Raw genomic sequence first — 21,311 nt, forward strand, 5'->3', positions numbered from 1 at the left:
AAGGGCATCATCGCTTCGTATCTCCGTGTCGCCACCGGCAAGGTTGACGAGCAGGTGACCGACGACGACAAGCGGATTGGCGCGATTGTGCTGGCGTTGACCATTCTGGCGACGATCGTCGGCTACGCTGTGACGAACTCGACCTTCCCGCGCACGATCCCGCTTCAGGCGGGCTTGCAGAAGCCTCTGACGCCGCTCGTTACGGACGGCACGGCGGGCGTCGGCAAGGAGCGCGTGACGGCCGATCTGAACGGCGGCGTCTATAAGGTTCCTGGCCGTGAGCTGACGATCAACGTCAAGGTCACGAACACGACCTCCGAGCCGCTTCGCCTTGGCGAATATACGGCGGCCGGCCTGCGCTTCCTGAACCCTGACGTGTTCACGACGAAGCCCGACTTCCCGGACTATCTGTTGGCCGACCGCGGTCTGTCGACGGACGCGACTCCGATCGCGCCGGGCGAGACGAAGGAAATCGCCGTGAAGGTGCAGGACGCGCGTTGGGACATCGAGCGTCTGTCTGACCTGGCTTACGACACCGACAGCCAGATCGGCGGCCTCTTGATGTTCTTCTCGCCGACGGGTCGCCGCTTTGCGGCCGAAATCGGCGGACCGGTCATTCCGAAGTTCGTCGCCGGCGATATGCCCTAAGCGATACTGACGAATTGAAATAAAAGCCCCCGGCCCAAAAGGCCGGGGGTTTTCGTTTGCAGCCGCCCCGTGCGGCCCGTCGCGCAAACCAGGCGCGGCTTCTGATGACGACGCGCCTTCCGCGCGACGGCGCTCGCTGAGCGTCGAGCGGCGTTCTGCAGGCCCCCGGCGAAATCCTGCATAACGCGAACATTCGCGCCTTTGGCGTCGTGCCGCTTCTATTTCTCTGCTTCTGCTGGCGCTTGTTTCATCAGGCGACGCTCACTATAAAATACGGTGGTTAAGGCTGCCTCGAGACGGGCGGAGCATTTGAGCGCCGCCGAGAGGCCAGCCCCTTCCATCGCCTCGGCATCGCGCCTGAGGAGCCCACGGCGAACACGATGTCCGACCTCTCCGAAGTCTTCCGCGCCGGCGCGGCGAACGCCTGGATTTTTGCGCCGAGCGCGGTGGCCTTAGGCGCGCTGCACGGACTCGAGCCGGGCCACTCGAAGACGATGATGGCGGCGTTCATCGTCGCGGTTCGCGGCACGGTGGCGCAAGCGGTGCTGCTCGGCGTCGCGGCGACAATTTCTCATACGGCGATCGTCTGGGCCGTGGCGCTGACCGGGCTTTATCTCGGCGCGCAACTGAACGTCGAGGCGAACGAACCCTATCTGCAGATTGTCTCTGGCGCGTTGATCATCGCCGTCGCTGTTTGGATGATGTGGCGAAGCTGGCGCGATATCGCCGCCGCGGCAGCCCTGACGGGGCCGGCGCATGAGAGCGGAACGCTTCCGGCCGGCGCCAGCGCGGCGCATGGCCACTCGCACAACGGAGACCATGTTCACGGCGATGTTCACGCCCATGTTCACACCGATGACGGCGGCGTTCCGCATAGCCATCAGGAAGAGGAATTCGAGCGCGAGCTTCTCGACGTCGATCCCACCGTCTACGCTGACGCGCATGAGCGCGAACATGCGTTGGATATCGAGCGGCGCTTCGCCAGTCGCCGGGTGACGACCGGACAGATCATTCTCTTCGGCCTGACGGGTGGGCTCATCCCCTGTCCCGCATCGATTACCGTGCTTCTGCTCTGCATGCAGGTCGGCCGCATCGGGCTCGGCGCGCTTCTCGTGCTCTGCTTCAGCGTCGGTCTGGCGCTGACCCTCGTGCTTGTCGGGGTGGCGGCGGCGCTCGGCATGCGTCACGCCGCGTCGCGCTGGCCAGGATTGGAAGCGCTGGCTGCCCGCGCCCCGTATGTTTCAGGCGCGATCGTCGCCGCGGTCGGCGCCTATACGATTGCAGTGGGCGCAGCCGCGCTGGGGTAGCGTTATTTGCCGAGGTGAAACGCCGACTTCGTCACCTTTGCGGTGATCGGCGCGTCGAGGAAAAAGTCGAGCACGGCGTCTACTCTGGGATCGACGGCGTAGGTCGAGAAGTCGGTCATGCCTTCTTCCTTTAGGACCTCCGTGTCGATGAAGAAATTCCCGCTGCAGCTCTTCGCGGGACGGACCAGAATGGCGTGCGCGGCGTCTGCGACGATCTCGGGCTTTCGGGACCGGCGCAGCAGTTCGTCGCCGCCGAGAAGATTGCCCACGGCGGCCGTCGCGATCGCGGTCTCGGGCCATAGCGAATTCGCCGCGACGCCGTCGGCGGCGAGATCCCGTGCGAGGCCGAGCGTCACGAGGCTCATCCCATATTTCGACATTGTGTAGGCGAGGTTGGGAGAAAACCACTTCGGGTTCAAATCGAGCGGCGGCGACAGCGTCAGGATGTGCGGATTGGCGGATTGGCGCAGATGCGGCAACGCCGCCTTGCAGCACAGATAGGTTCCGCGCGCGTTGATCTGATGCATCAGATCGAAGCGCTTCATCTCGAGCGCCTCGATCCCGCGCAGATCGATGGCGCTGGCGTTGTTGACGAGGATGTCGATCCCGCCGAAGCACGACACGGCCTGACTGACCGCCGCCTCGACCTGATCGTCGAAGCGAATGTCGCAGGGCAGGGCGAGCGCCTGTCCGCCCGCCGCTTCGATCTCCGCCGCCGCCGTGTAGATCGTGCCGGGAATTCTTGGGTTTTCGGTCACGCTCTTCGCCGCGACGACGACATTCGCGCCGTCGCGCGCGGCGCGCATCGCGATCGCGAGGCCAATGCCTCGGCTCGCGCCGGTGATGAAGAGCGTCTTGCCGGCGAGCGAGCGCGTCGTTGTCGGCGTCATGTCGCGCCCGCGCCGTGGTTCGTCGCGAAACTCACGCGGCGACCTGCGCCGGATAGCCCGCGTCGCTGATCGCCTTGGCGAGCGCCTGGGCGTCCTTGGGCGCGGGCGTGACGTCGACTTTGCCGGTGGCGAGATCGACCTTCACGTCGGCGTTCGGCTCCACGGCTTGCACCGCCTTGGTGACATGTTTCACGCACATATTGCAGGTCATGTCTTGCACATTGAATGTTGTCATTGCTTCCTCCTTGAATTCCTTATCCGCCGCCTGCGTTTCGATCGGCGTCGCTTGCGCGGCAACGTCGGCGCTTGCGATGACCGGAGCCTTGAAACGGCGCAGGCGCAGCGCATTGGTCAGCACGAAAACGCTCGACAGCGCCATGGCCGCCGCGCCGAACATCGGCGAGAGCAGCATGCCGTTGACGGGATAGAGCGCGCCCGCCGCGACCGGTATGAGCACGACGTTATAGCCGAACGCCCAGAACAGGTTCTGCTGGATGTTGCGCATCGTCGCGCGCGAGATCGCGAGCGCCGCCGGCACCTTGGCGAGATCGCCCGACATCAGCACGACGTCGGCGGCTTCGATCGCAATGTCGGTTCCCGTGCCGATGGCGATCCCGGCGTCGGCGGCGGCGAGCGCCGGCGCATCGTTTACGCCGTCGCCGACGAAGGCGATTTTGTTGGCCTCGCGCAGGCGTTCGAGCGTCGCGACTTTTCCGTCGGGAAGGACGCCGGCGACGACCTCGTCAATGCCGAGTCTCGCGGCGATGGCTTTCGCCGTGCGCGCGTCGTCGCCGGTGATCATCGCGGTTTTGACGCCGAGCGAATGGATCGCGTCGATCGCGGCGCGGCTCGTCGGCTTCAGATCGTCGGCGACGGAGAGTATGGCGCCAAGCTTGCCGTCGACCGCGACGTAAAGCGGCGTCTTGCCTTCCTCGGCGAGCCTCTGGGAGTCTTGCGCGAAGGGCGTCGCGTCGACGCCGAGCGTCGTCATGAAGCGCTCGGCGCCGATGGCGACGGTCTTGCGGTCGACGAGTCCCGTGACCCCCATGCCGGCGATCGATTTGAAGTCGGCGCAGGGCGAAAGCGAAAGGTCCGCGGCCTTGGCCGCGACGACCAGCGCCGCGCCGACGGGGTGTTCGGACTGCGCCTCGACGCTCGCGGCAAGCCGCAGGAGTTCGTTCTCGTTCTTACCGGGCGTCGCGACGAGATCGGTCAGGCGCGGCTTGCCATACGTCAGCGTGCCGGTCTTGTCGAAGGCGATGAGGGTCACGTCGCGCAGCGTCTGCAGGGCTTCGCCCTTGCGAAACAGCACGCCGAGCTCCGCCGCCCGGCCGGTGCCGGTCATGATCGCCGCCGGCGTCGCCAGCCCCATGGCGCAGGGGCAGGCGATGATCAGCACGGCGACCGCGTTGACGAGCGCATAGGTCAGTCGCGGCTCCGGACCGATCAGCATCCAGACGACGAAGGTCAGCGCCGCGACGGCGAAAACAGCGGGAACGAAGACGGCGGTGACGCGGTCGACCATCGCCTGAATCGGCAGCTTGGCGCCCTGCGCCTGCTCGACCATTCGGATGATGCCGGCGAGGGTCGTATCGGCGCCGACGCGGGTGGCGCGAAATGAGAACGCGCCGGAGCCGTTGACGGTCGCCCCGGTGACGGCGGCGCCCGTCCTCTTGGCGACGGGCGTCGGCTCGCCGGTGACCATCGATTCATCGACATGGGACGCGCCCTGCGTGACGACGCCGTCTGTCGGAATGCGCTCGCCCGGCCGCACCAGAACGATATCGCCGACGCGCACGTCATCGATGTCGACGTCGACGGTGGCGCCGTCGCGCTCGACGCGGGCGGTTTTCGGCTGAAGCCGCGCCAGCGCGCGGATCGCCTCCGACGTGCGGCCCTTGGCGCGCGCTTCGAGATAGCGGCCGAACAGGATCAGGGTGACGATGACGACCGCCGCTTCATAGTAGACATGCACCGAGCCGGCCGGCAGCACCTGGGGCGCGAAGGTCGCAACGGCCGAGTAGAGATAGGCGCTGAGCGTGCCCGTGGCGACGAGGGCGTTCATGTCGGGCTGGCGCCGCAACAGCGACGGAATTCCCTTGAGGAAGAAAACAAGACCCGGCCCGAACAGCACGACGCTGGCGAGCAGGAAGGAAATCTCGCGGATCCTCGCCTCGCCGATCACGCCCATCGTCCAGTGATGGACGGCGGGAATGAGATGCCCGCCCATTTCGATCACGAAGATCGGCGCCGTCAGAGCCGCGGCGACGATGAGGCGGAAGCGCAGCGCGCGCATCTCCTCCTCACGTCGCATCCTCTCGCGATCGGCGCCGCCGGAATCGGATTCGATGGCGCGCGGCTCATAACCCGCCTGTGAAATCGCGCGGCGCAGGCGGTCTGTCAGGCCAGGCCCGGCGAGCGCGCGCACGGTCGCGCGTTCGGTCGCGAGATTGACTTTCGCCTCGAGCACGCCTGGAACGGCGCCGAGCGCCTTTTCAACATGCGAGACGCAGGAGGCGCAGGTCATGCCGCCGACTCCGATCTCAATCGTCTCGACGACCGCCTCGTAGCCCGCGTCCGAGACCGATTTTACGAGTTGCGTGAGACTCGCCCCCGGCGCCAGCGAAACTTCCGCCCGTTCAGTCGCGAGATTGACGCTGGCGGCGTTAACGCCCGGCGTATGCGCCAGCGCCTTTTCGACATGCGACACGCAGGAGGCGCAGGTCATGCCCTGGACGGCGAAGTCAAGGCGTTCGCCGCCCGGTAAAGGAGTTTGAGCGTTCATACTTGCCGCCTCATTCACAACGCCCTCAATGCATCAGTTTAAAGCCACCGCCGCGTGCGCGCCATATAGGACCGATAGCCGTCGCCAAATTTCCCAAGAAGATGCCGCTCTTCAGGCTCGATCGCCAGTTTCGTCAGCCCAAAAGCGAGAACTGGCGTTAACAACAGCGTGAAGGGCGAGCCGAGGAAGAGACCAAGTCCAAAGATCAGGGCGACATGAGACACATAGATCGGATTACGCGAAAAGCCGAACGGCCCCTCAGTCACGAGAAAGGACGCGGCGCGATGCGGCATGATCGTCGTTTGATGGCGCGAGAGAATGCGAAAACACCAGACGTCATTGGCCAGCGCGAGGACGACAATGGCTGCGCCGGCGACCTGCGGCAGCGGGGAGGAAGCGCGATCGATGAGCGAAGCCCCTGTCGCGGCGTCGAGCGCCAGCCCGGCGGCGAGCGTCAGCCCCATCAAAATCGGCGGCCAGGGAATGCGGGAAGGGGGCGCGTTTGCGCCGATCTGCGCGTTCATCGCGGCTCCTATCGGTGGAAAACGCTTCTCTTTAGATCGCGGTTCGGGGCGCGCGTTTCAAGTGCACCCTTGTCAAGGATGACTTGACGGCGGTCCTGCAGGCCGTCAAGATCGGCTTGACGCCTAATCGCCCTGGACATGCGAGAGCTGTCATGCTGGCCTTGCCCAAACGTAAGCTGCGCTGCTCATTCTGCAAGAAGTCGGAGACGCAGGTCGCGCGGCTCATCGGCGGCGCGGCCGGCGGCTACATTTGCGAAGATTGCGTGGGGGTCTGCAACAAGATCCTTGACGCCGCGCCTTCGCCGTTCAAAAGCTGGGACGACCTCACCGACGAGCAGCTGTTGACCTCGATCAAGGCGAGCGAGGCCAGCGTGGCGGCGCTGCATTCACTGATTCACGCGCAAGTCGCGGCGCTTCGCAAACGCGAGGTGAGCTGGACGGCGATCGGCAAGGTCCTGGGCGTTTCCCGACAGGCCGCCTGGGAGCGTTTCTCCTGATCGAGCATCGGCCCTTCATGCTTGAGCGCTACGCGCAAGATCTTGCGAGCCTCGCCGCGCGCGGCAGGCTGCGCGCGCTCGCTTCGCGCGCCGGATTGGATTTCGCGTCGAATGACTATCTGGCTTTCGCCGAGTCGCCGGAACTCGCCGCGGCCGTGACGACAGCGCTCGCGCGCGGCGTTCCCGTTGGCGCCGGCGGTTCGCGGCTGTTGCGCGGCAATCATCCGGAGCATGAAGCGCTGGAAGAGGAAGCGGCGCGTTTTTTTGGCGCGGAAAGCGCGCTGTATTTCAGCGGCGGCTTTACCGCCAACGAAGCGCTGCTCTCGACGGCGCCGCAGCGCGAAGATCTGATACTCTATGACGCGCTCGCGCACGCCAGCGCCCATGAGGGCATGCGATTGGCGCGCGCGCCGAATGCGAAGTTCCCCCATAATGACGTCGGCGCCGCCGAGGACGCGATCCGCGCCTGGCGCGAAAAGGGCGGAACCGGGCGAATCTGGATCGTTGTGGAAAGCCTTTACAGCATGGACGGCGACAAGGCGCCGCTCGATGATCTGTTCGCGCTCGCCGAGCGAAACGAAGCCTTCCTCCTGATCGACGAGGCGCATGCGACGGGCGTCTATGGTCCAGGCGGCCGCGGACTCGCCGCGCGTTTTGAAGGCGCGGAGAACGTCGTCACTTTGCATACATGCGGCAAAGCGCTGGGAGTCGCCGGCGGTCTGCTTTGTCTGCCGCGCGTCCTGCGCGACTTCATGGTCAACCGCTGCCGGTCCTTTATCTTCGCGACTGCGCCTTCGCCCGTTATGGCCGCTTGCGTGCGCGCGGCGCTCAAGATCATCGAAGCGGCCGACGATCGGCGCGCCGAGCTGATGTCGCGCATCGATTTCGCCGGCGCCGAGCTGCGGCGGCTCTGCGCGATCGAACCTTCGGGCAGCCAGATCCAGCCCGTCATCGTCGGCGCCGACGTCCGCGCGACGACTCTTGCGGCGCGCATGCAGGCGCATGGCTATGACATTCGCGCCATCCGTCCGCCAACGGTGCCGAACGGCTCGGCTCGCTTGCGCATCGCGCTGACGCTGCATGCGCGCCAAGATGACGTCGCGCGCATGATCGCGCATCTTGGCGAAGAACTCGCGAGGCTCGAACCATGAAGCGCCGCTTCGTGATCGTGGGAACGGATACGGGCGTCGGGAAGACCGTCGTCTCCGCCGCGCTCGTCGGCGCGCTTGACGCCTATTATTGGAAGCCGGTGCAGTCGGGCCTCGATGGCGAGACGGACTCGCAGATCGTCGCGCGTCTTTCGGGCGCGCCGGCTGACCGCATTTTCCCGGAAGCCTGGCGGCTGCGTCGACCGGCCTCGCCGCATCTTGCCGCGCGCGAAGAGGGCGTCGAAATCGACGCCGCCGCGCTGAACCCGCCGCCGTGCGACGGTCCTCTGATCATAGAGACAGCCGGCGGCGTGCTGACGCCGCTCAGCGACCGCGCGCTGACGGTCGATCTGCTCGAACGCTGGCGCTTGCCGGTCATACTCGTCGCGCGCACGCGACTTGGCGTGATCAATCACAGCCTGCTCACGCTTGAAGCATTGCGCAGACGCGGAATCTCGATCACCGGAATCATGTTCGTGGGCGACGCCGACGCCGATGCGCAACATTCGATCGAGACGATCGGCGGCGCGCGCATTCTTGGCCGTCTGCCGAAGCTCGATCCTCTGAATAAAAAGACGCTCGGCGCGGCGTTTAACGCCGCGATCGCGCGCGACGCTTTCGGGAGCGGCGCATGAGCATCGTCACAGAGTCCCCGGTCTGGCGGCCGTTCACGCAGCATGCGCTGCAGCCCGGCGCCTTCAAGATCGCGCGCGCCGAAGGCGCCTGGCTCGAAGCCGAAGACGGCGCGCGCTTTCTCGACGCTATTTCGTCCTGGTGGGTCATCACCCACGGCCATCGCCACCCTGCCATCATGCAGGCGATCCGTGAAGAAACCGAGCGGCTCGATCAGATCATCTTCGCCGGCTTCACCCATGAGCCGGCGGAAGCGCTGGCGCGGCGCCTTGTGGCGCTGACGCCGCCGGGCCTCGACTATGTGTTCTATTCCGACAGCGGCTCCACCTGCGTCGAAGTGGCGATCAAGATGGCGCTCGGCTTCTGGCGCAATCGCGGCGAAGCGCGCACGCGCATCGTCGCGCTCGAACACGGCTATCACGGCGATACGATCGGCACGATGTCCGTCGGCGCGCGTTCGCCCTTCAACGCGCCTTACGAGCCGCTGCTCTACGAGGTCTCGCGCATTCCCTTCCCCTCGCGCGGGCGCGAGCAGGAGACGCTCGACGCGCTGGAGCGCGCCTGCCGCGACAGACCCGCCGCCTTGCTTGTCGAGCCGCTGATATTGGGCGCGGGCGGCATGCTTATCTACGGCGCCGAGACGCTCGCGGAGATGAAGCGCATCTGCGCCCGTTACGACGTGCTGTTCATCGCCGATGAAGTGATGACCGGGTTCGGCCGCACCGGAACGCTCTTCGCCTGCGAGCAGGCGGGCGTCGTTCCGGACATCGCCTGCTACGCCAAGGGCCTCACCGGCGGCGCGCTGCCGCTCGCCGTCACCATGTGCAAACGCGAAATTTTCGAGGCGCATCTATCGCCGGAGCGCGCCCGCGCCTTTTTTCATTCGAGCTCCTACACCGCCAATCCGATCGCCTGCGCGGCGGCGCTCGCCAATCTCGACGTCTGGGCGACGGGCGAACCCGCCGCCCGCGTCGCGGCGCTGTGCGACATGCAGGCGACGCGGCTTGCGCGCTTTGCCAATGACGCGCGCTTCTCGAACGCCCGCCAGCTCGGAATCGTCACGGCGCTCGATCTCAATGTCGCGGACGGCGGCTATCTGGCGACGATCGCGCTCGATCTCATGCGCTTCTTCAATGCGCGTGGACTCGTGCTGCGCCCGCTCGGGCCGACGATCTATGTCTTTCCGCCGTACTGCGTCGAGGCGGCCGAACTCGATCTCGTCTATGACGCGATCAGCGAGGCGGCCGATTGCTTCGGCGGATCTGCATAGTGCGATCGTCAACCTTTGAGTTCGGTGCGCACGCTCTTGCCGCGTCCCTCATCGGCGACGGTATTCTTGCGCGCGAGAAATTCGTCCTTGAGCGCGCGCCGCAAAATCTTGCCGACGGTGCTCTTGGGCAGGCTCTCGCGAAATTCGTAATGACGCGGAACCTTGTAGCTCGTCAGTTGCTCATGCGCGAAAGCGCGCAACTCTTCGCGCGTGAGGCTCGGGTCGCGCGCCACGACAAACGCCATCGGCGCTTCGCCGGAATGTTCGTTCGGCACGCCGACGACCGCTGCTTCCTTCACCTTGGGGTGTTCGACGAGGACGGATTCGACTTCGTTTGGATAGACGTTGAATCCCGAGACGAGGATCATGTCCTTCAGCCGATCGACGATCTTGATGAGCCCGTCCGGCGCCATCACCGCAATGTCGCCAGTCTTGAGAAATCCGTCGGGGGTCAGGGCTTTCGCCGTCTCATCCGGCCTGCGCCAGTAGCCGCCCATCAACTGCGGGCCCTTGACGCAGAGTTCGCCGCGCTCGCCAAGCGGAACGGGGTCGCCTTCGGGCGAAAGCAACGTAACTTCCGTCGACGGCGCCGGATAGCCGATCGCGCCGGTGAATTCGGCGATCGTCGGCTTGTTGACCGTCACGATCGGCGACGTTTCGGTCAGCCCATAGCCTTCGACGATCGGCCTTCCCGTCAAGGCCTTCCACTTTTGCGCCACGACCTCCTGGGTCGACATCCCGCCGGAGATGGTCAGGAGAAGATTGGAATAGTCGACCGAGCCGGCGGTGGAATGGTCGGCGATCGCCGCATAGAGCGTGTTGACGCCGGAGAACAACGTGAATTTCGATTTCCGTAGCGTCGCGATCAGTCCCTTGATGTCGCGAGGATTGGCGATCAGCAGGCAGCAACCGCCGGTCTTCACCACAAGCAGCAGGCAGGCGGTCAGTCCGAAAATATGGTAGAGCGGCAGCGCCGTCACCATGATCAGCGGCTTACCTTCGAGGTAGGGCTTCAGCCAGGTCCACGACTGTTCGACATTGGCGGCGACGTTGCGATGCAGCAGCATGGCGCCCTTGGCGATGCCGGTCGTGCCACCGGTGTATTGCAGAAAGGCGATATCGTCCGGCCCGATTTGCGGCGGCTTGAATGGCTCCTCGCCGCCGGCTTGCAACACATGCGCGAAGCCGACGCAGCCGGGCAGCCGATAGGCGGGGACCATGCGTTTGACCCAGCGCGAGACGAAATTGACGATCAGTCCGCGCAGCCCCATCAGATCGCCGGGCTTCATGATCACCGCACGTTCGATTTTCATGTGCGGCCAGGCGGCGGCCGCCGTATGCGCGAAGTTTTCGAACACGAACAAGAAGCGCGCGCCGGAGTCGTTCATCTGGTGCTCGAGCTCATGCGGCGTGTACAGCGGATTGACGTTCACAACGACGCCGCCAGCCAGCAAGACGCCAAAGAGGGTCGCTGGATAGGCGAGGACGTTGGGCGACATGATCGCGACCCGATCGCCTTTTCTTAATCCGCGCGTCTGCAGCCAGGCGGCGACGGCCACCGCGGCGCGGCCGAGCTCCTCGAAGGTGAGCGTCGCGCCGAAACTCTCCATCGCGGTCCTGTCGGCGAATTCCGCAACGCTCGCGTTGAACATATTGACCAGCGTCGAATAGGAAGATTCGTCGATGTCCGCCGGGACGCCAGCGGGGTAGGACGAAAGCCAGGGCCGCTTGACGTAAGGGTCCTCTATTTTTTCTGCGCTGGTCATGTCGTCCTCGACTTCGCGGGCGTGAAGCGCGCGACGCGAATCGTCCGCTGCGCCTGTGTGTTCTTGTTCAAGATAGCGCGTCTCGCGTCGAATGAGGCCATCCCCGCCGCAATCATTATGTTGCGTCGCCGCGAGCCGCGTCACGCCGTCCCGGGTGGCGCCGGCCCGAGGCCGAAGAGCAGCGAAACGCCGAGCGCTAGTACGAGAATTGCGGCGACGAACTCGCCGCCGCGGGCGATGATGACCGCGCGCCGTGAATCCTTCGCGCCAAACCGCACCGCGGCGCTCTTGGCGTAAACAGCCGTCGCGGCGAGGGCGCTCGTCGTTATCGCCGTTCCCGCCGACATGGCGATGACCGCCCCGGCGCCGGCGGCGAAAAGCCCCTGCGACAGGGTGAAGACCAGCACCAGAATGGCCCCCGAGCAGGGGCGCAGGCCGGCGGCGACGACGGTCGCGGCGGCGTCGGCGAGGCGAAACTTCGGTCCTCCCAACGTCGAAGGGTCCGGCGCGTGGCGGCAGGTCGCGTCATGCACATGCGTCGGGTCGTCGATGGCCTCGCAAACGAAGCCGCGCGCCGTCGGGGCGATTGCGGGCATGCGGAGGGCGGCCGATAGCGCGTGGCCTTTCACCCAGGCGAGGCGCGCGCCGAGCGCCGCGACCGCCGCATAGCTTGCAAGCTCGATGAAGTGGGTCGCGTCGCTCATCTGATTCGCGGTCGCCCGGAACAACGCCGCCGCCGCGCCGACGACAGCGATGGCGACCAGTCCTTGCAGCAGCGCGGCGAGCGCCGCGAGCAGCAGACCACGGCGCAGCGCCGTTTCATTGGCGAGCATGTAGGATGCAAGCACCGCTTTGCCGTGGCCGGGGCCTGCGGCGTGAAAAGCGCCATAGGCGAAACTCGCCGCAGCGAGCGCGAAGAACGCGGAAGAATCGGTCTTCAGCGCGCGCACGGCTGCGTGCAGCTCAGCGTGGAACTTGCTCTGCCACGCCAGGATGAGCCCGGCGACGCCCGTCGCCGCCGCGGTCGACTCTTGCGCGCCGACCGCAAATGGATGGCGCGGCGCCCCCCAGGCCGATGAGGCGGCGATCACGGCCAGCGCCGCGGCGGTGACGCCGAGCCAAACCGCCCTCTGCCCAATCTTCACGGACAGGCCACGATCGCGCGGGTCGCCAGCTTCATGCCGAAATCGGCGCCTGGCGACATGTTCTGAAAGAACGCTTCGCTCAGTTTCTGGTTTTCAGTCGCCACGAGCGGCGCAGGTTCGACGAGACTGAGCGAGCATCCGCCCGGCGCTCCCGCGAGCGTCACGGGATCCTTCTTTTCCAGTGCGAAGGAGACGAAATAGGTCGGGTCATAGACCTGAAAGGAGAACGGCTTCTTGGCCGCGATCGGCGTCTCCAGCGGCAGGAAGAAGCGCAGGGTGACGATCTTCTTGTCATTGGCTTCGAGCGCCACATTTTCCGGCTGCTTGAACGCGAGCTTGGCGCTGTTCTGCTTGGCGAAGGTGAAAAATTCGAATTCGGCCAGCGACTCGACGTTCGTCCTGGCGAGCGGCGCAAGTTCTTCCCGGGTGGGCGGCTTGCCGTCCTTGCCGAGCCCCTGTACGGCATAGGCCGAATACATCTCGTCGAATTCCCAGGCGTGCCGAACGCCCGCGATCTTGCCGTCTGGCGCGAATACGACTTCGCTGCGCACCGCGACCCAGACATGCGGATGGGCCGAGGCCGCGCCAATACCCGTCGCCATGGTCAAAAGGATGAGAACCGAGTTGATTTTCAGCTTCATGCGAGTCTCGCGCTTAGGCGGCGAAGGCGGCGAAAACGCGGCGCAGGCTCCCGCTTCGAGCCTGTGCATGCTAGCAGATCCGTCCTTGAAAAGGCGCTTCCGTGTGGCATAAGGTGGCGGATATAGAATCGGCGCTACTGGGCGCCTCTGCGGCGGAAGGCCGCGACCAGCTGGGTCTTTAAACCGGATTCGTTCACGGGTTGATCCTTGCTTTAGCGTGTGAGCGCAAGAGTCCCAAGCGCGCTTCGCCCCGATTTCTCGCAGGAGAGCAGTAATGGCGGACACAGCCGCCGGCGACGCAAAGACCGGCTCCGCCTTCGCCGAGGCGTCGCTCTCCGATCGATTTGATCTCGACAGGTCGCGCGTTCTGATCACCGGCACCCAGGCGATCGTGCGTATGCTCCTTATGCAGAAGGAGGCGGACCGCCGCGCTGGACTGAACACCGCGGGTTTCGTCACCGGCTACCGCGGCTCGCCGCTCGGCGGCGTCGACGCGCAGATGCACAAGGCCAAGGCGCTCTTCGACGCCAATAATATCTTGTACATGCCGGGGCTCAACGAGGATCTCGCCGCGACCGCCATCTGGGGCGCGCAGCAGGCCGAGATGCGCGGCGAAGGCAAATACGACGGCGTCTTCTCGCTCTGGTACGGCAAAGGTCCAGGCATCGACCGCAGCGGCGACGCCTTCCGCCACGTCAATCTCGCCGGCACGTCGCGCCATGGCGGCGCGCTGGCCCTCATGGGCGACGATCACACCGCCGAATCCTCAACCACCGCGCATCAGTCGGATTATCATTTCGTCGATGTGATGATCCCCATCCTGTCGCCGGCCGGCGTGCAGGAAATTCTCGATTACGGGCTTTACGGATTCGCCATGTCGCGTTTCGCGGGCGTGTGGGTCGGTCTGAAGCTCCTCAAGGATACGGTCGAGTCGACGGCCTCGATCGACGCTTCGCTCGACCGCATCCGCCCGATCGCCCCCCCATCTTTCTTTCTGCCGCCGGGCGGCCTCAACATCCGCCCCGGCGATCCGGTTCTCGCGCAGGAAGAGCGCATGCAGGAGAGCAAGCGCGACGCGATGCTCGCCTTCATCCGCGCCAATCGCTTGAACCGCATCATTACCTCCGGCGGCGCCAATCCGAAGATCGGCGTCATCACCGTCGGCAAGTCCTATCTCGACGTGCGCCAGGCGATGGACGATCTTGGCCTGGACGAGGTGAAGGCGAACGATCTCGGTCTGCGCCTTTACAAGATCGCCGCGCCCTGGCCGCTGGAGCCGCAGGGTCTACGTGAATTCGCCCGCGGCCTCGACCTCATCATCGTCGTCGAGGAGAAGCGCTCGCTCATTGAAGTGCAGCTGCGTGAGGAACTGTACGGCGCGCCGCATCAGCCGCTCTGCATCGGCAAGAAGGACGAGCGCGGCGAATGGCTGTTCCCGGTCAAGGGCGCGCTCGACTCCAATGACGTCGCCATCGCCATCGGCCGACGGCTGTTGAAATATCATTCGCTCGATGAGCTGGAGGCGCGCGTGCGCCGGCTCGAGAAGCTGCAGGATCGCCGCCGGACGATGACCGACGTCACCGTTCGCGTGCCGCATTTCTGCGCCGGCTGTCCGCATTCGACGTCGACCCATGTGCCCGAGGGCTCGCGCGCCTATACCGGCATCGGTTGCCATTACATGGCGCAATGGATGGACCGCTCGACGGAAGGCTACACCCATATGGGCGGCGAAGGCGCGAACTGGATCGGCGAGGCGCCGTTCTCGACGCGCAAGCATATGTTCCAAAATCTCGGCGACGGCACCTATAATCATTCGGGGTCGCTCGCCATCCGCTTTGCGGTCGCGACCAACACCAACATCACCTTTAAGATTCTCTTCAACGGCGTCGTCGCGATGACCGGCGGCCAGAAGCATGAAGGCGAGCTGACCGTCGAAACAATCGCGCGGCAGGTCGCGGCCGAAGGCGTGCAGAAGATCGCCCTCGTCTCGGATGAGCCTGGCAAATTTGCGCCGACGATCGGCTGGCCGCCGGGCCTGACGATCCATCATCGCAATGTCCTCAACGAGGTGCAGCGCGATCTGGCGCAAACGGACGGCGTCACCGTGCTGATCTATGATCAGACCTGCGCGACCGAAAAGCGTCGCCTGCGCAAGCGCGGGCTGATGAACGATCCGGATTCGCGCGTCATCATCAACGAACTCGTGTGCGAGGGCTGCGGCGACTGCGGCACGGCGTCGAACTGCGTCGCGGTGCAGCCGGTTGAAACTGAATTCGGCCGCAAGCGGCGCATCGACCAGTCCGCCTGCAACAAGGACTTTTCCTGTCTCGAGGGATTCTGCCCGAGCTTCGTCACCGTGCATGGCGGGCGCATGAAGAAGGCGCCGCTGCCCTCGACGCAGGACGACGGCGGACTGCCTGCGTTGCCGGAGCCTGCGATCGCCGAGATCGGCGCCGTGCCTTACGGCGTTCTTATCGCGGGGCTTGGCGGCACGGGCGTCGTCACCGTTTCCGCCATTCTTGGCATGGCCGCGCATCTCGAGGGCAAAGGCGTCGGCGTCATCGATATGGCCGGCCTCGCGCAGAAGGGTGGGGCGGTCTATTGCCACGTGAAGATCGGCCGCACGCCGGCGGAGGTTCACGCCATCCGCATCGCTGCGGGCGAAGCCGATCTTCTGCTCGGCTGCGACCTCGTCGTCGCCGGCGCGAAACAGGTGCTCGCCGCCGTCGAGCAGGGCAAGACGGCGGTGCTCGTCAACAGCGCCGAAGTGTTCCCCGGCGATATCGAGCGCAATCCCGACTTCGTGCTGCCGTCGGAAGAAATCAAGCAGGCGATCCGCCGGGCCGCAGGGCCGGAGTCGACTTTCATCGACACCACGGCGCTGGCGCAGGCGCTGCTCGGCGACTCGATCGCCGCGAATATTTTCATCCTCGGCTACGCGTGGCAGAAGGGCTATCTGCCGCTGTCGGAGGCGGCGATCCTGCGCGCCATCGAACTGAACGGCGAATCCGTGCCGATGAATCAGTCGGCCTTCTTGTGGGGCCGACGCGCCGCGCATGATCTGAGCAGCGTGCTCGCCACCGTTAAGTCGCTGCGCCAGCCCAACGGCGATCGCGAGAACTCGAAGACGCTCGAGGAGATCATCGAACGTCGCGCGGCGTTTCTCGTCGGTTACCAGAACGAGGCCTACGCCGCTCGCTATCGCGCCCGCGTCGAGAAGATCGCCAAGTTGGAGGGCGCGCGCACGCCGGGTTCACGCGAACTCACCGAAGCGGTCGCGCGCTATCTCTTCAAGCTGATGGCGACGAAAGACTATTATGAGGTTGCGCGGCTATACACGGACGGCGGTTTCCAGCGCCAGCTCGAGGAAACATTCGACGGCGATCTGCGTCTCGAATTGCATCTCGCGCCGAATTTTCCGTCGCTGCAGCGCAAGACCGACTTCGGCGGCTCGCGCAAGATCACCTTCGGTCCCTGGATGTTCAAGGTGCTGCGCGTTTTGGCGCGGATGAAGAGCTTGCGCAACACCTGGTTCGACGTCTTCCGCTTCGACCACGACCGGGTGGTCGAGGGCAGGTTGCTGAAGGATTACGAAGCGCTGCTCGATGAATTTGCCGCTTCGTTGACGCGGGAAAACCACGCGGGCGCCGTCGCGCTGGCGCGTGTGCCGGAATACATCCGCGGGTTTGGCCACATCAAGGCCCGCCACATCGCGGCGGCGGACGCTGAGCGCGAGCGGCTCATGGCCGAATATCGCCAGCCAAGCGCGGTGAAACTCGCCGCAGAGTGAGCCCGCCGGGATTAAGCGGTGATATAAATCCGACCGCCAGCGCCTTGGGGTCGTCATTCCCGACAGGCCAAAGGCCTGATCGGGAATCCAGAGCCACATTGCGAGGCTCGGATTTGGCCCTGGATTCCCGATCGCGCTTCCGCGCGTCGGGAATGACATCCGCGAAGCGATCAATCAGTTCTGCAGTGATGCGCTAAAAGGATCGGTGGACATTGGCGTGACAGTTTCGCTTTCGTCATCTCTTCTTTCTTCGTATGCCGTGCACCCGCATCGCCGCGCGCTTGTGCTCGGCGGCTCGAGCGAAGCGCGCGCGCTTGCGACGCGTATCGCCGCCGACTCGCGTCTCGCAGGCGTCATTTCGCTCGCCGGACGCACCAGCGCGCCGATCGCGCATGATTTGCCGACTAGAGTGGGCGGCTTCGGCGGCGTCGAAGGATTGACGCGCTATCTCGTCGAGGAGCGCATCTCGCATGTCATCGACGCGACGCATCCCTTCGCCGCGCGCATCTCCGCCAACGCCCGCGCCGCCTGCGCCGTTGCCGGCACGCCGCTGCTCGTCCTGACGCGCCCGCCATGGATCTGTGCGCAGGGCGATCGCTGGATCGACGTCGACGACAACGCCGCGGCGGCGCGCGCGCTCGGTGCCGCGCCGCGCCGGGTCTTTCTCGCGATCGGCCGGCAGGGCGTCGCCAATTTTCGCCTTGCGCCGCAGCACGACTATCTCTTGCGGGTGATCGAACCGCCGCAGCTCGCCGACCTGCCGCCCTCCTGCGAGGTGATCTTCGGCCGCGGTCCCTTCGCGCTCGAGGATGAGATCGCGCTGCTGCGCGAGGGGCGCATCGAGATCGTCGTCACCAAGAACAGCGGCGGCGCGCTGGCCTATGCCAAGATCGAAGCGGCGCGGACGCTCGGGCTTGACGTCGTCATGATCGCGCGTCCGGTAAGCCTGGACGCTGCGACGACGCATAGCATCGACGCGGCGATGGCTTTCCTCGCTTCATGAGCCGCACGCTGATGATCCAGGGCACGGGCTCCGACGTCGGCAAGTCGCTGCTCGTCGCCGGGCTCGCGCGCGCCTTCGCCAATCGCGGCGTCAGGGTCGCGCCCTTCAAACCGCAGAACATGTCGAACAACGCCGCGGTGACGAGCGACGGCGGCGAGATCGGTCGGGCCCAGGCCTTGCAGGCGCGCGCCGCGCGGCTTACGCCTCGCATCGACATGAATCCCGTGCTGCTCAAACCGCAAGGCGCCTCGGGCGCGCAAATCATCGTGCAGGGACGCGTCGTCGGCCAGGCGAAGGCGCGCGACTACCAGGATTTGAAGCCGCGCCTGATGCAGCCTGTGCTCGAGAGCTACGCGCGGCTGAAAGTTGAAGCCGAGCTTGTCATCGTCGAAGGCGCCGGCAGCGCCGCCGAGATCAATCTTCGCCAGAACGATATCGCCAATATGGGCTTCGCCCGTGAAGCCGACGTTCCGGTCGTGCTGGTCGGCGACATCGACCGTGGCGGCGTCATCGCACAGCTCGTCGGCTGCAAGGCGGCGCTGGGCGATGAGGACGCGGCGATGATCGAAGGGTTCATCGTCAACAAGTTTCGCGGCGACGCCTCGCTGTTCGACGATGGCCTGCGTTTCGTTGAAGCGCGGACCGGCTGGCGTTCGCTCGGCCTCGTGCCTTATTTCGAGGCCGCCGCGCGGCTTCCGGCGGAGGACGCCTTCGGACTGCGCAGGAGCAGCCGCGATCAGCGCGATGGCGTGACGATCGCCGCGCCGCTGCTGCCGCATATCGCTAATTTCGACGACCTCGATCCGCTGAAAGCCGAGCCCGGCGTGCGCCTGGTCTTCCTCAAGGATGGAGAGCCGCTGCCGCCGGAAACGCAACTCGTCGTCCTGCCGGGATCGAAAGCGACGATCGCCGATCTGACGGCGCTGCGCGACAATGGCTGGGATATCGACATTCTCGCGCATGTCCGTCGCGGAGGCCGCGTTTTCGGCATTTGCGGCGGCTATCAGATGCTGGGCCGCGTCATCCGCGATCCGCTCGGCGTCGAAGGCGCCGCCGGCGAAGCGCAGGGATTGGGTCTCCTCGATATTGAAACGACGCTGACGGGAGAAAAAGCGCTGGCTCCGGTCAGCGGCCATGCGCCGATGTTCGACGCGCCGTTCCGCGGCTACGAAATGCATGTCGGCGCAACCGCCGGTTCCGACTGCGCGCGGCCGGCGCTGCAACTGGCGGACGGGCGCGCGGATGGCGCGAGCTCGCGCGACGGGCGTGTGGCGGGCGCCTATGCGCATGGAATCTTCGCGGATGATTGCTTGCGCGCGTCGCTGCTGCGAACGCTCGGCGCGCCGCAATCGTCGCTGCGTTACGAGGAGTCGATCGAAGAGACGCTCGACGCGCTTGCGGCGCATTGCGCGCGCCATATCGATCTCGACGCGCTGTGGGAGATGGCGCGATGACGGCGCATTCGGCAATCGGCGCGCCGCCGCTCGTCGCGCATGGCGGGCGACTCGACGCCGCGCGGCGGCTTTTTCCCGACGCGCCGCAACCCTGGATCGATCTGTCGACGGGCGTCAATCCCCGCGCTTATCCACTGCCGCCGCTTGACGATGAGGTTTTCACGCGCCTTCCGGACGATGATGCGTTCGCCGCCCTCGACGGCGCCGCGCGCAAGGCCTATGGCGCGCCCGCCGGAGCCGACGTCGTTCCAGGCGGCGGCGCGCAAGCCTTCATTCAGATGCTTCCGCGCGTTTTCCCGGCCAAACGCGTCGCGATCCTCGGCTTCACCTATGCCGAGCACGCCGCCTGTTGGGCGGCAATGGGCGCGCAGGTCGAAATGGTGGAAACAATAGACGCGCTTGCGAACGCCGACGTTGGCGTGATCGTCGCTCCCAATAATCCGGACGGACGCGTGGTCGGGCCGCAGGACATTTTGTCCGCCGCCACGCAAATGTCGCAACGCGGTCTGCTGATCGTCGATGAATCCTTCATGGATTTCACGCCGGAAGCGAGCGTCGCTGGTTTCGCGCAAAATGAGAGCCTCGTCGTGCTGCGCTCCTTCGGCAAGGCCTATGGGCTTCCCGGATTGCGGCTGGGCTTTGCGCTCTGTTCGCGTGCGCGCGGGGCGAAGCTGCGCGCGGCGCTCGGACCCTGGGCGGTTTCGGGACCGGCGCTCGCCATCGGCGCCCGGGCGCTTGCGGATCAAGCATGGCGCATAGGCGCGGCGCGAGCCTGCGCGGGCCACGCTGCGCGCCTCGACGCGCTGCTGACGCAAGCCGGTTTTCACATCATGGGCGGAACGACGCTGTTTCGGCTGGCGGCGAATCCGCAAGCCCCCCGCTGGTTTGCGCATCTCGCCGCGCGCGGCATATTGACCCGAGGCTTCGCCGACAGGCCAGACTGGCTGCGGTTCGGTCTGCCGCCAAACGAGGCCGCCTGGGCGCGGCTCGCCGCGGCGCTGGAGAGCGTCGATGGCGACTGAAGCGCCGAACAAGCCGGACGAGAAGCCAGCGGATCTGGCGCCCGCCGCAGCCTTCAGCGAGGCCGAGCGCGCCGCGATCTACCGCGTCATTCACACGCGCCGTGACGTGCGTGACGAGTTCCTGCCTGACGACGTGCCGCGCGAAGTTTTGCTGCGCATCCTTGACGCAGCGCATCATGCGCCCTCCGTCGGTTTCATGCAGCCATGGAACTTCATCATTATCAAGGACGTCGAGAAGCGGCGCGCAGCCTACGCGGCCTTTCAACGCGCCTGTGAAGCCGAGGAACAGGCGCTGGAGCCGGAGCGTCGCTCGCTCTATCGCAGCCTCAAGCTGCAAGGGATCATCAAGGCGCCGCTGAATATCTGCGTCACCTGCGATCGCGCGCGGTTCGGCGCGACAGGGCTCGGGCGCACGCAGCAGCCGGACACCGATATCCTTAGCACCGCCTGCGCTGTTCAAAATCTCTGGCTGGCGGCGCGAGCCGAAGGCGTCGGCGTCGGCTGGGTGAGCATCGTCCGGGATGCAGATCTGCGCGATATCTTTAGAATTCCCAAAGAGATAGCCATCGTCGCCTATCTCTGCGTCGGCTATGTCGCGCAGGCCTATAAGCTGCCGGAGCTCGAAGCGAAACGCTGGGCCTCGCGTCTGCCGTTGGAGAATCTGATCTTCGAGGACAGCTGGGGAGAACTGGCCGCTTCCACAAACCCGCCTTAAATAACTGAAAGGCTGAGCCCGGCTTTCCTGTGGACACCGATCGACAACCTGTTAGCGTCACTCATCTTTTGGC

At 65.5% G+C, this 21,311-nt stretch carries 17 protein-coding genes; 11 read left to right on the forward strand and 6 right to left on the reverse strand.

The features are described 5' to 3' along the window. Both IYW40_RS16740 and IYW40_RS16745 read left to right on the forward strand, forming a co-directional pair. Window positions 1-648: methane monooxygenase/ammonia monooxygenase subunit B (locus IYW40_RS16740; RefSeq protein ID WP_246720873.1), on the forward strand; the 648-nt coding region annotated here is incomplete at its 5' end. Between the two features lie 380 nt (window positions 649-1,028). After that, window positions 1,029-1,955, forward strand: a complete 927-nt coding sequence (locus IYW40_RS16745) for a nickel/cobalt efflux transporter (protein WP_196401444.1) — start codon at window positions 1,029-1,031, stop codon at window positions 1,953-1,955. A 2-nt stretch (window positions 1,956-1,957) separates the two neighbouring features. Here the strand turns inward: IYW40_RS16745 and IYW40_RS16750 are convergent, their stop codons facing one another. The 3 genes from IYW40_RS16750 to IYW40_RS16760 are packed head-to-tail and all read right to left on the reverse strand — an operon-like array spanning window position 1,958 to window position 6,154. After that, entirely contained in the window at window positions 1,958-2,845 is an 888-nt protein-coding gene (locus IYW40_RS16750) for an NAD(P)-dependent oxidoreductase (protein ID WP_196401445.1), read from the reverse strand. Window positions 2,846-2,876: 31 nt separating this feature from the next. Beyond that, the gene (locus IYW40_RS16755; protein WP_196401446.1) at window positions 2,877-5,630 is read right to left on the reverse strand and encodes a heavy metal translocating P-type ATPase; all 2,754 of its coding nucleotides are present in this window, start codon (window positions 5,628-5,630) and stop codon (window positions 2,877-2,879) included. Between the two features lie 38 nt (window positions 5,631-5,668). Further along, window positions 5,669-6,154 (reverse strand): isoprenylcysteine carboxylmethyltransferase family protein, encoded by a 486-nt coding sequence (locus IYW40_RS16760; protein WP_196401447.1) that lies wholly within the window; start codon window positions 6,152-6,154, stop codon window positions 5,669-5,671. A gap of 152 nt (window positions 6,155-6,306) precedes the next feature. On the opposite strand from IYW40_RS16760, the gene IYW40_RS16765 reads away from it, so the two are divergent. The 4 genes from IYW40_RS16765 to IYW40_RS16780 are packed head-to-tail and all read left to right on the forward strand — an operon-like array spanning window position 6,307 to window position 9,702. Next, a complete protein-coding gene (locus IYW40_RS16765; protein WP_196401448.1) occupies window positions 6,307-6,651 on the forward strand; it encodes a ClpX C4-type zinc finger protein in 345 nt (114 codons plus the stop codon). A gap of 17 nt (window positions 6,652-6,668) precedes the next feature. Continuing rightward, entirely contained in the window at window positions 6,669-7,802 is a 1,134-nt protein-coding gene (locus tag IYW40_RS16770; protein ID WP_196401449.1) for an 8-amino-7-oxononanoate synthase, read from the forward strand. Then, the gene (bioD, locus tag IYW40_RS16775; RefSeq protein WP_196401450.1) at window positions 7,799-8,434 is read left to right on the forward strand and encodes a dethiobiotin synthase; all 636 of its coding nucleotides are present in this window, start codon (window positions 7,799-7,801) and stop codon (window positions 8,432-8,434) included. The genes IYW40_RS16770 and bioD overlap by 4 nt, the downstream gene beginning before the upstream one ends. Then, window positions 8,431-9,702 (forward strand): adenosylmethionine--8-amino-7-oxononanoate transaminase, encoded by a 1,272-nt coding sequence (locus tag IYW40_RS16780; protein WP_196401451.1) that lies wholly within the window; start codon window positions 8,431-8,433, stop codon window positions 9,700-9,702. Before bioD ends, IYW40_RS16780 begins: the two co-directional genes overlap by 4 nt. Window positions 9,703-9,710: 8 nt before the next feature. On the opposite strand, the gene IYW40_RS16785 is transcribed toward IYW40_RS16780, so the two are convergent. The 3 genes from IYW40_RS16785 to IYW40_RS16795 form a co-directional block, all read right to left on the reverse strand. After that, a complete protein-coding gene (locus tag IYW40_RS16785; protein ID WP_196401452.1) occupies window positions 9,711-11,468 on the reverse strand; it encodes an AMP-binding protein in 1,758 nt (585 codons plus the stop codon). 140 nt (window positions 11,469-11,608) lie between these two features. Next, entirely contained in the window at window positions 11,609-12,613 is a 1,005-nt protein-coding gene (locus IYW40_RS16790) for a high frequency lysogenization protein HflD (RefSeq protein WP_196401453.1), read from the reverse strand. After that, window positions 12,610-13,323: a DUF1007 family protein gene (locus IYW40_RS16795; protein ID WP_196401454.1), complete on the reverse strand. Its 714-nt coding sequence runs from the start codon at window positions 13,321-13,323 to the stop codon at window positions 12,610-12,612. The genes IYW40_RS16790 and IYW40_RS16795 overlap by 4 nt, the downstream gene beginning before the upstream one ends. Before the next feature lie 205 nt (window positions 13,324-13,528). On the opposite strand from IYW40_RS16795, the gene IYW40_RS16800 reads away from it, so the two are divergent. The 5 genes from IYW40_RS16800 (at window position 13,529) to bluB (ending at window position 21,238) form a co-directional block, all read left to right on the forward strand. After that, window positions 13,529-17,044: an indolepyruvate ferredoxin oxidoreductase family protein gene (locus tag IYW40_RS16800; protein WP_196401455.1), complete on the forward strand. Its 3,516-nt coding sequence runs from the start codon at window positions 13,529-13,531 to the stop codon at window positions 17,042-17,044. 217 nt (window positions 17,045-17,261) lie between these two features. Next, a complete protein-coding gene (locus tag IYW40_RS16805) occupies window positions 17,262-18,047 on the forward strand; it encodes a cobalt-precorrin-6A reductase (protein ID WP_348644300.1) in 786 nt (261 codons plus the stop codon). Next, on the forward strand, window positions 18,044-19,501 hold the full coding sequence (locus IYW40_RS16810; RefSeq protein ID WP_246720875.1) for a cobyric acid synthase: 1,458 nt from the start codon (window positions 18,044-18,046) through the stop codon (window positions 19,499-19,501). The genes IYW40_RS16805 and IYW40_RS16810 overlap by 4 nt, the downstream gene beginning before the upstream one ends. After that, the gene (cobD, locus tag IYW40_RS16815) at window positions 19,498-20,523 is read left to right on the forward strand and encodes a threonine-phosphate decarboxylase CobD (protein WP_196401456.1); all 1,026 of its coding nucleotides are present in this window, start codon (window positions 19,498-19,500) and stop codon (window positions 20,521-20,523) included. The genes IYW40_RS16810 and cobD overlap by 4 nt, the downstream gene beginning before the upstream one ends. Continuing rightward, window positions 20,513-21,238 (forward strand): 5,6-dimethylbenzimidazole synthase, encoded by a 726-nt coding sequence (gene bluB, locus IYW40_RS16820; RefSeq protein WP_196401457.1) that lies wholly within the window; start codon window positions 20,513-20,515, stop codon window positions 21,236-21,238. The genes cobD and bluB overlap by 11 nt, the downstream gene beginning before the upstream one ends. The last annotated feature ends 73 nt before the right edge of the window (window positions 21,239-21,311 follow it).

It is taken from the genome of Methylocystis sp. H4A (assembly GCF_015709545.1).
Lineage (GTDB): Bacteria > Pseudomonadota > Alphaproteobacteria > Rhizobiales > Beijerinckiaceae > Methylocystis > Methylocystis silviterrae.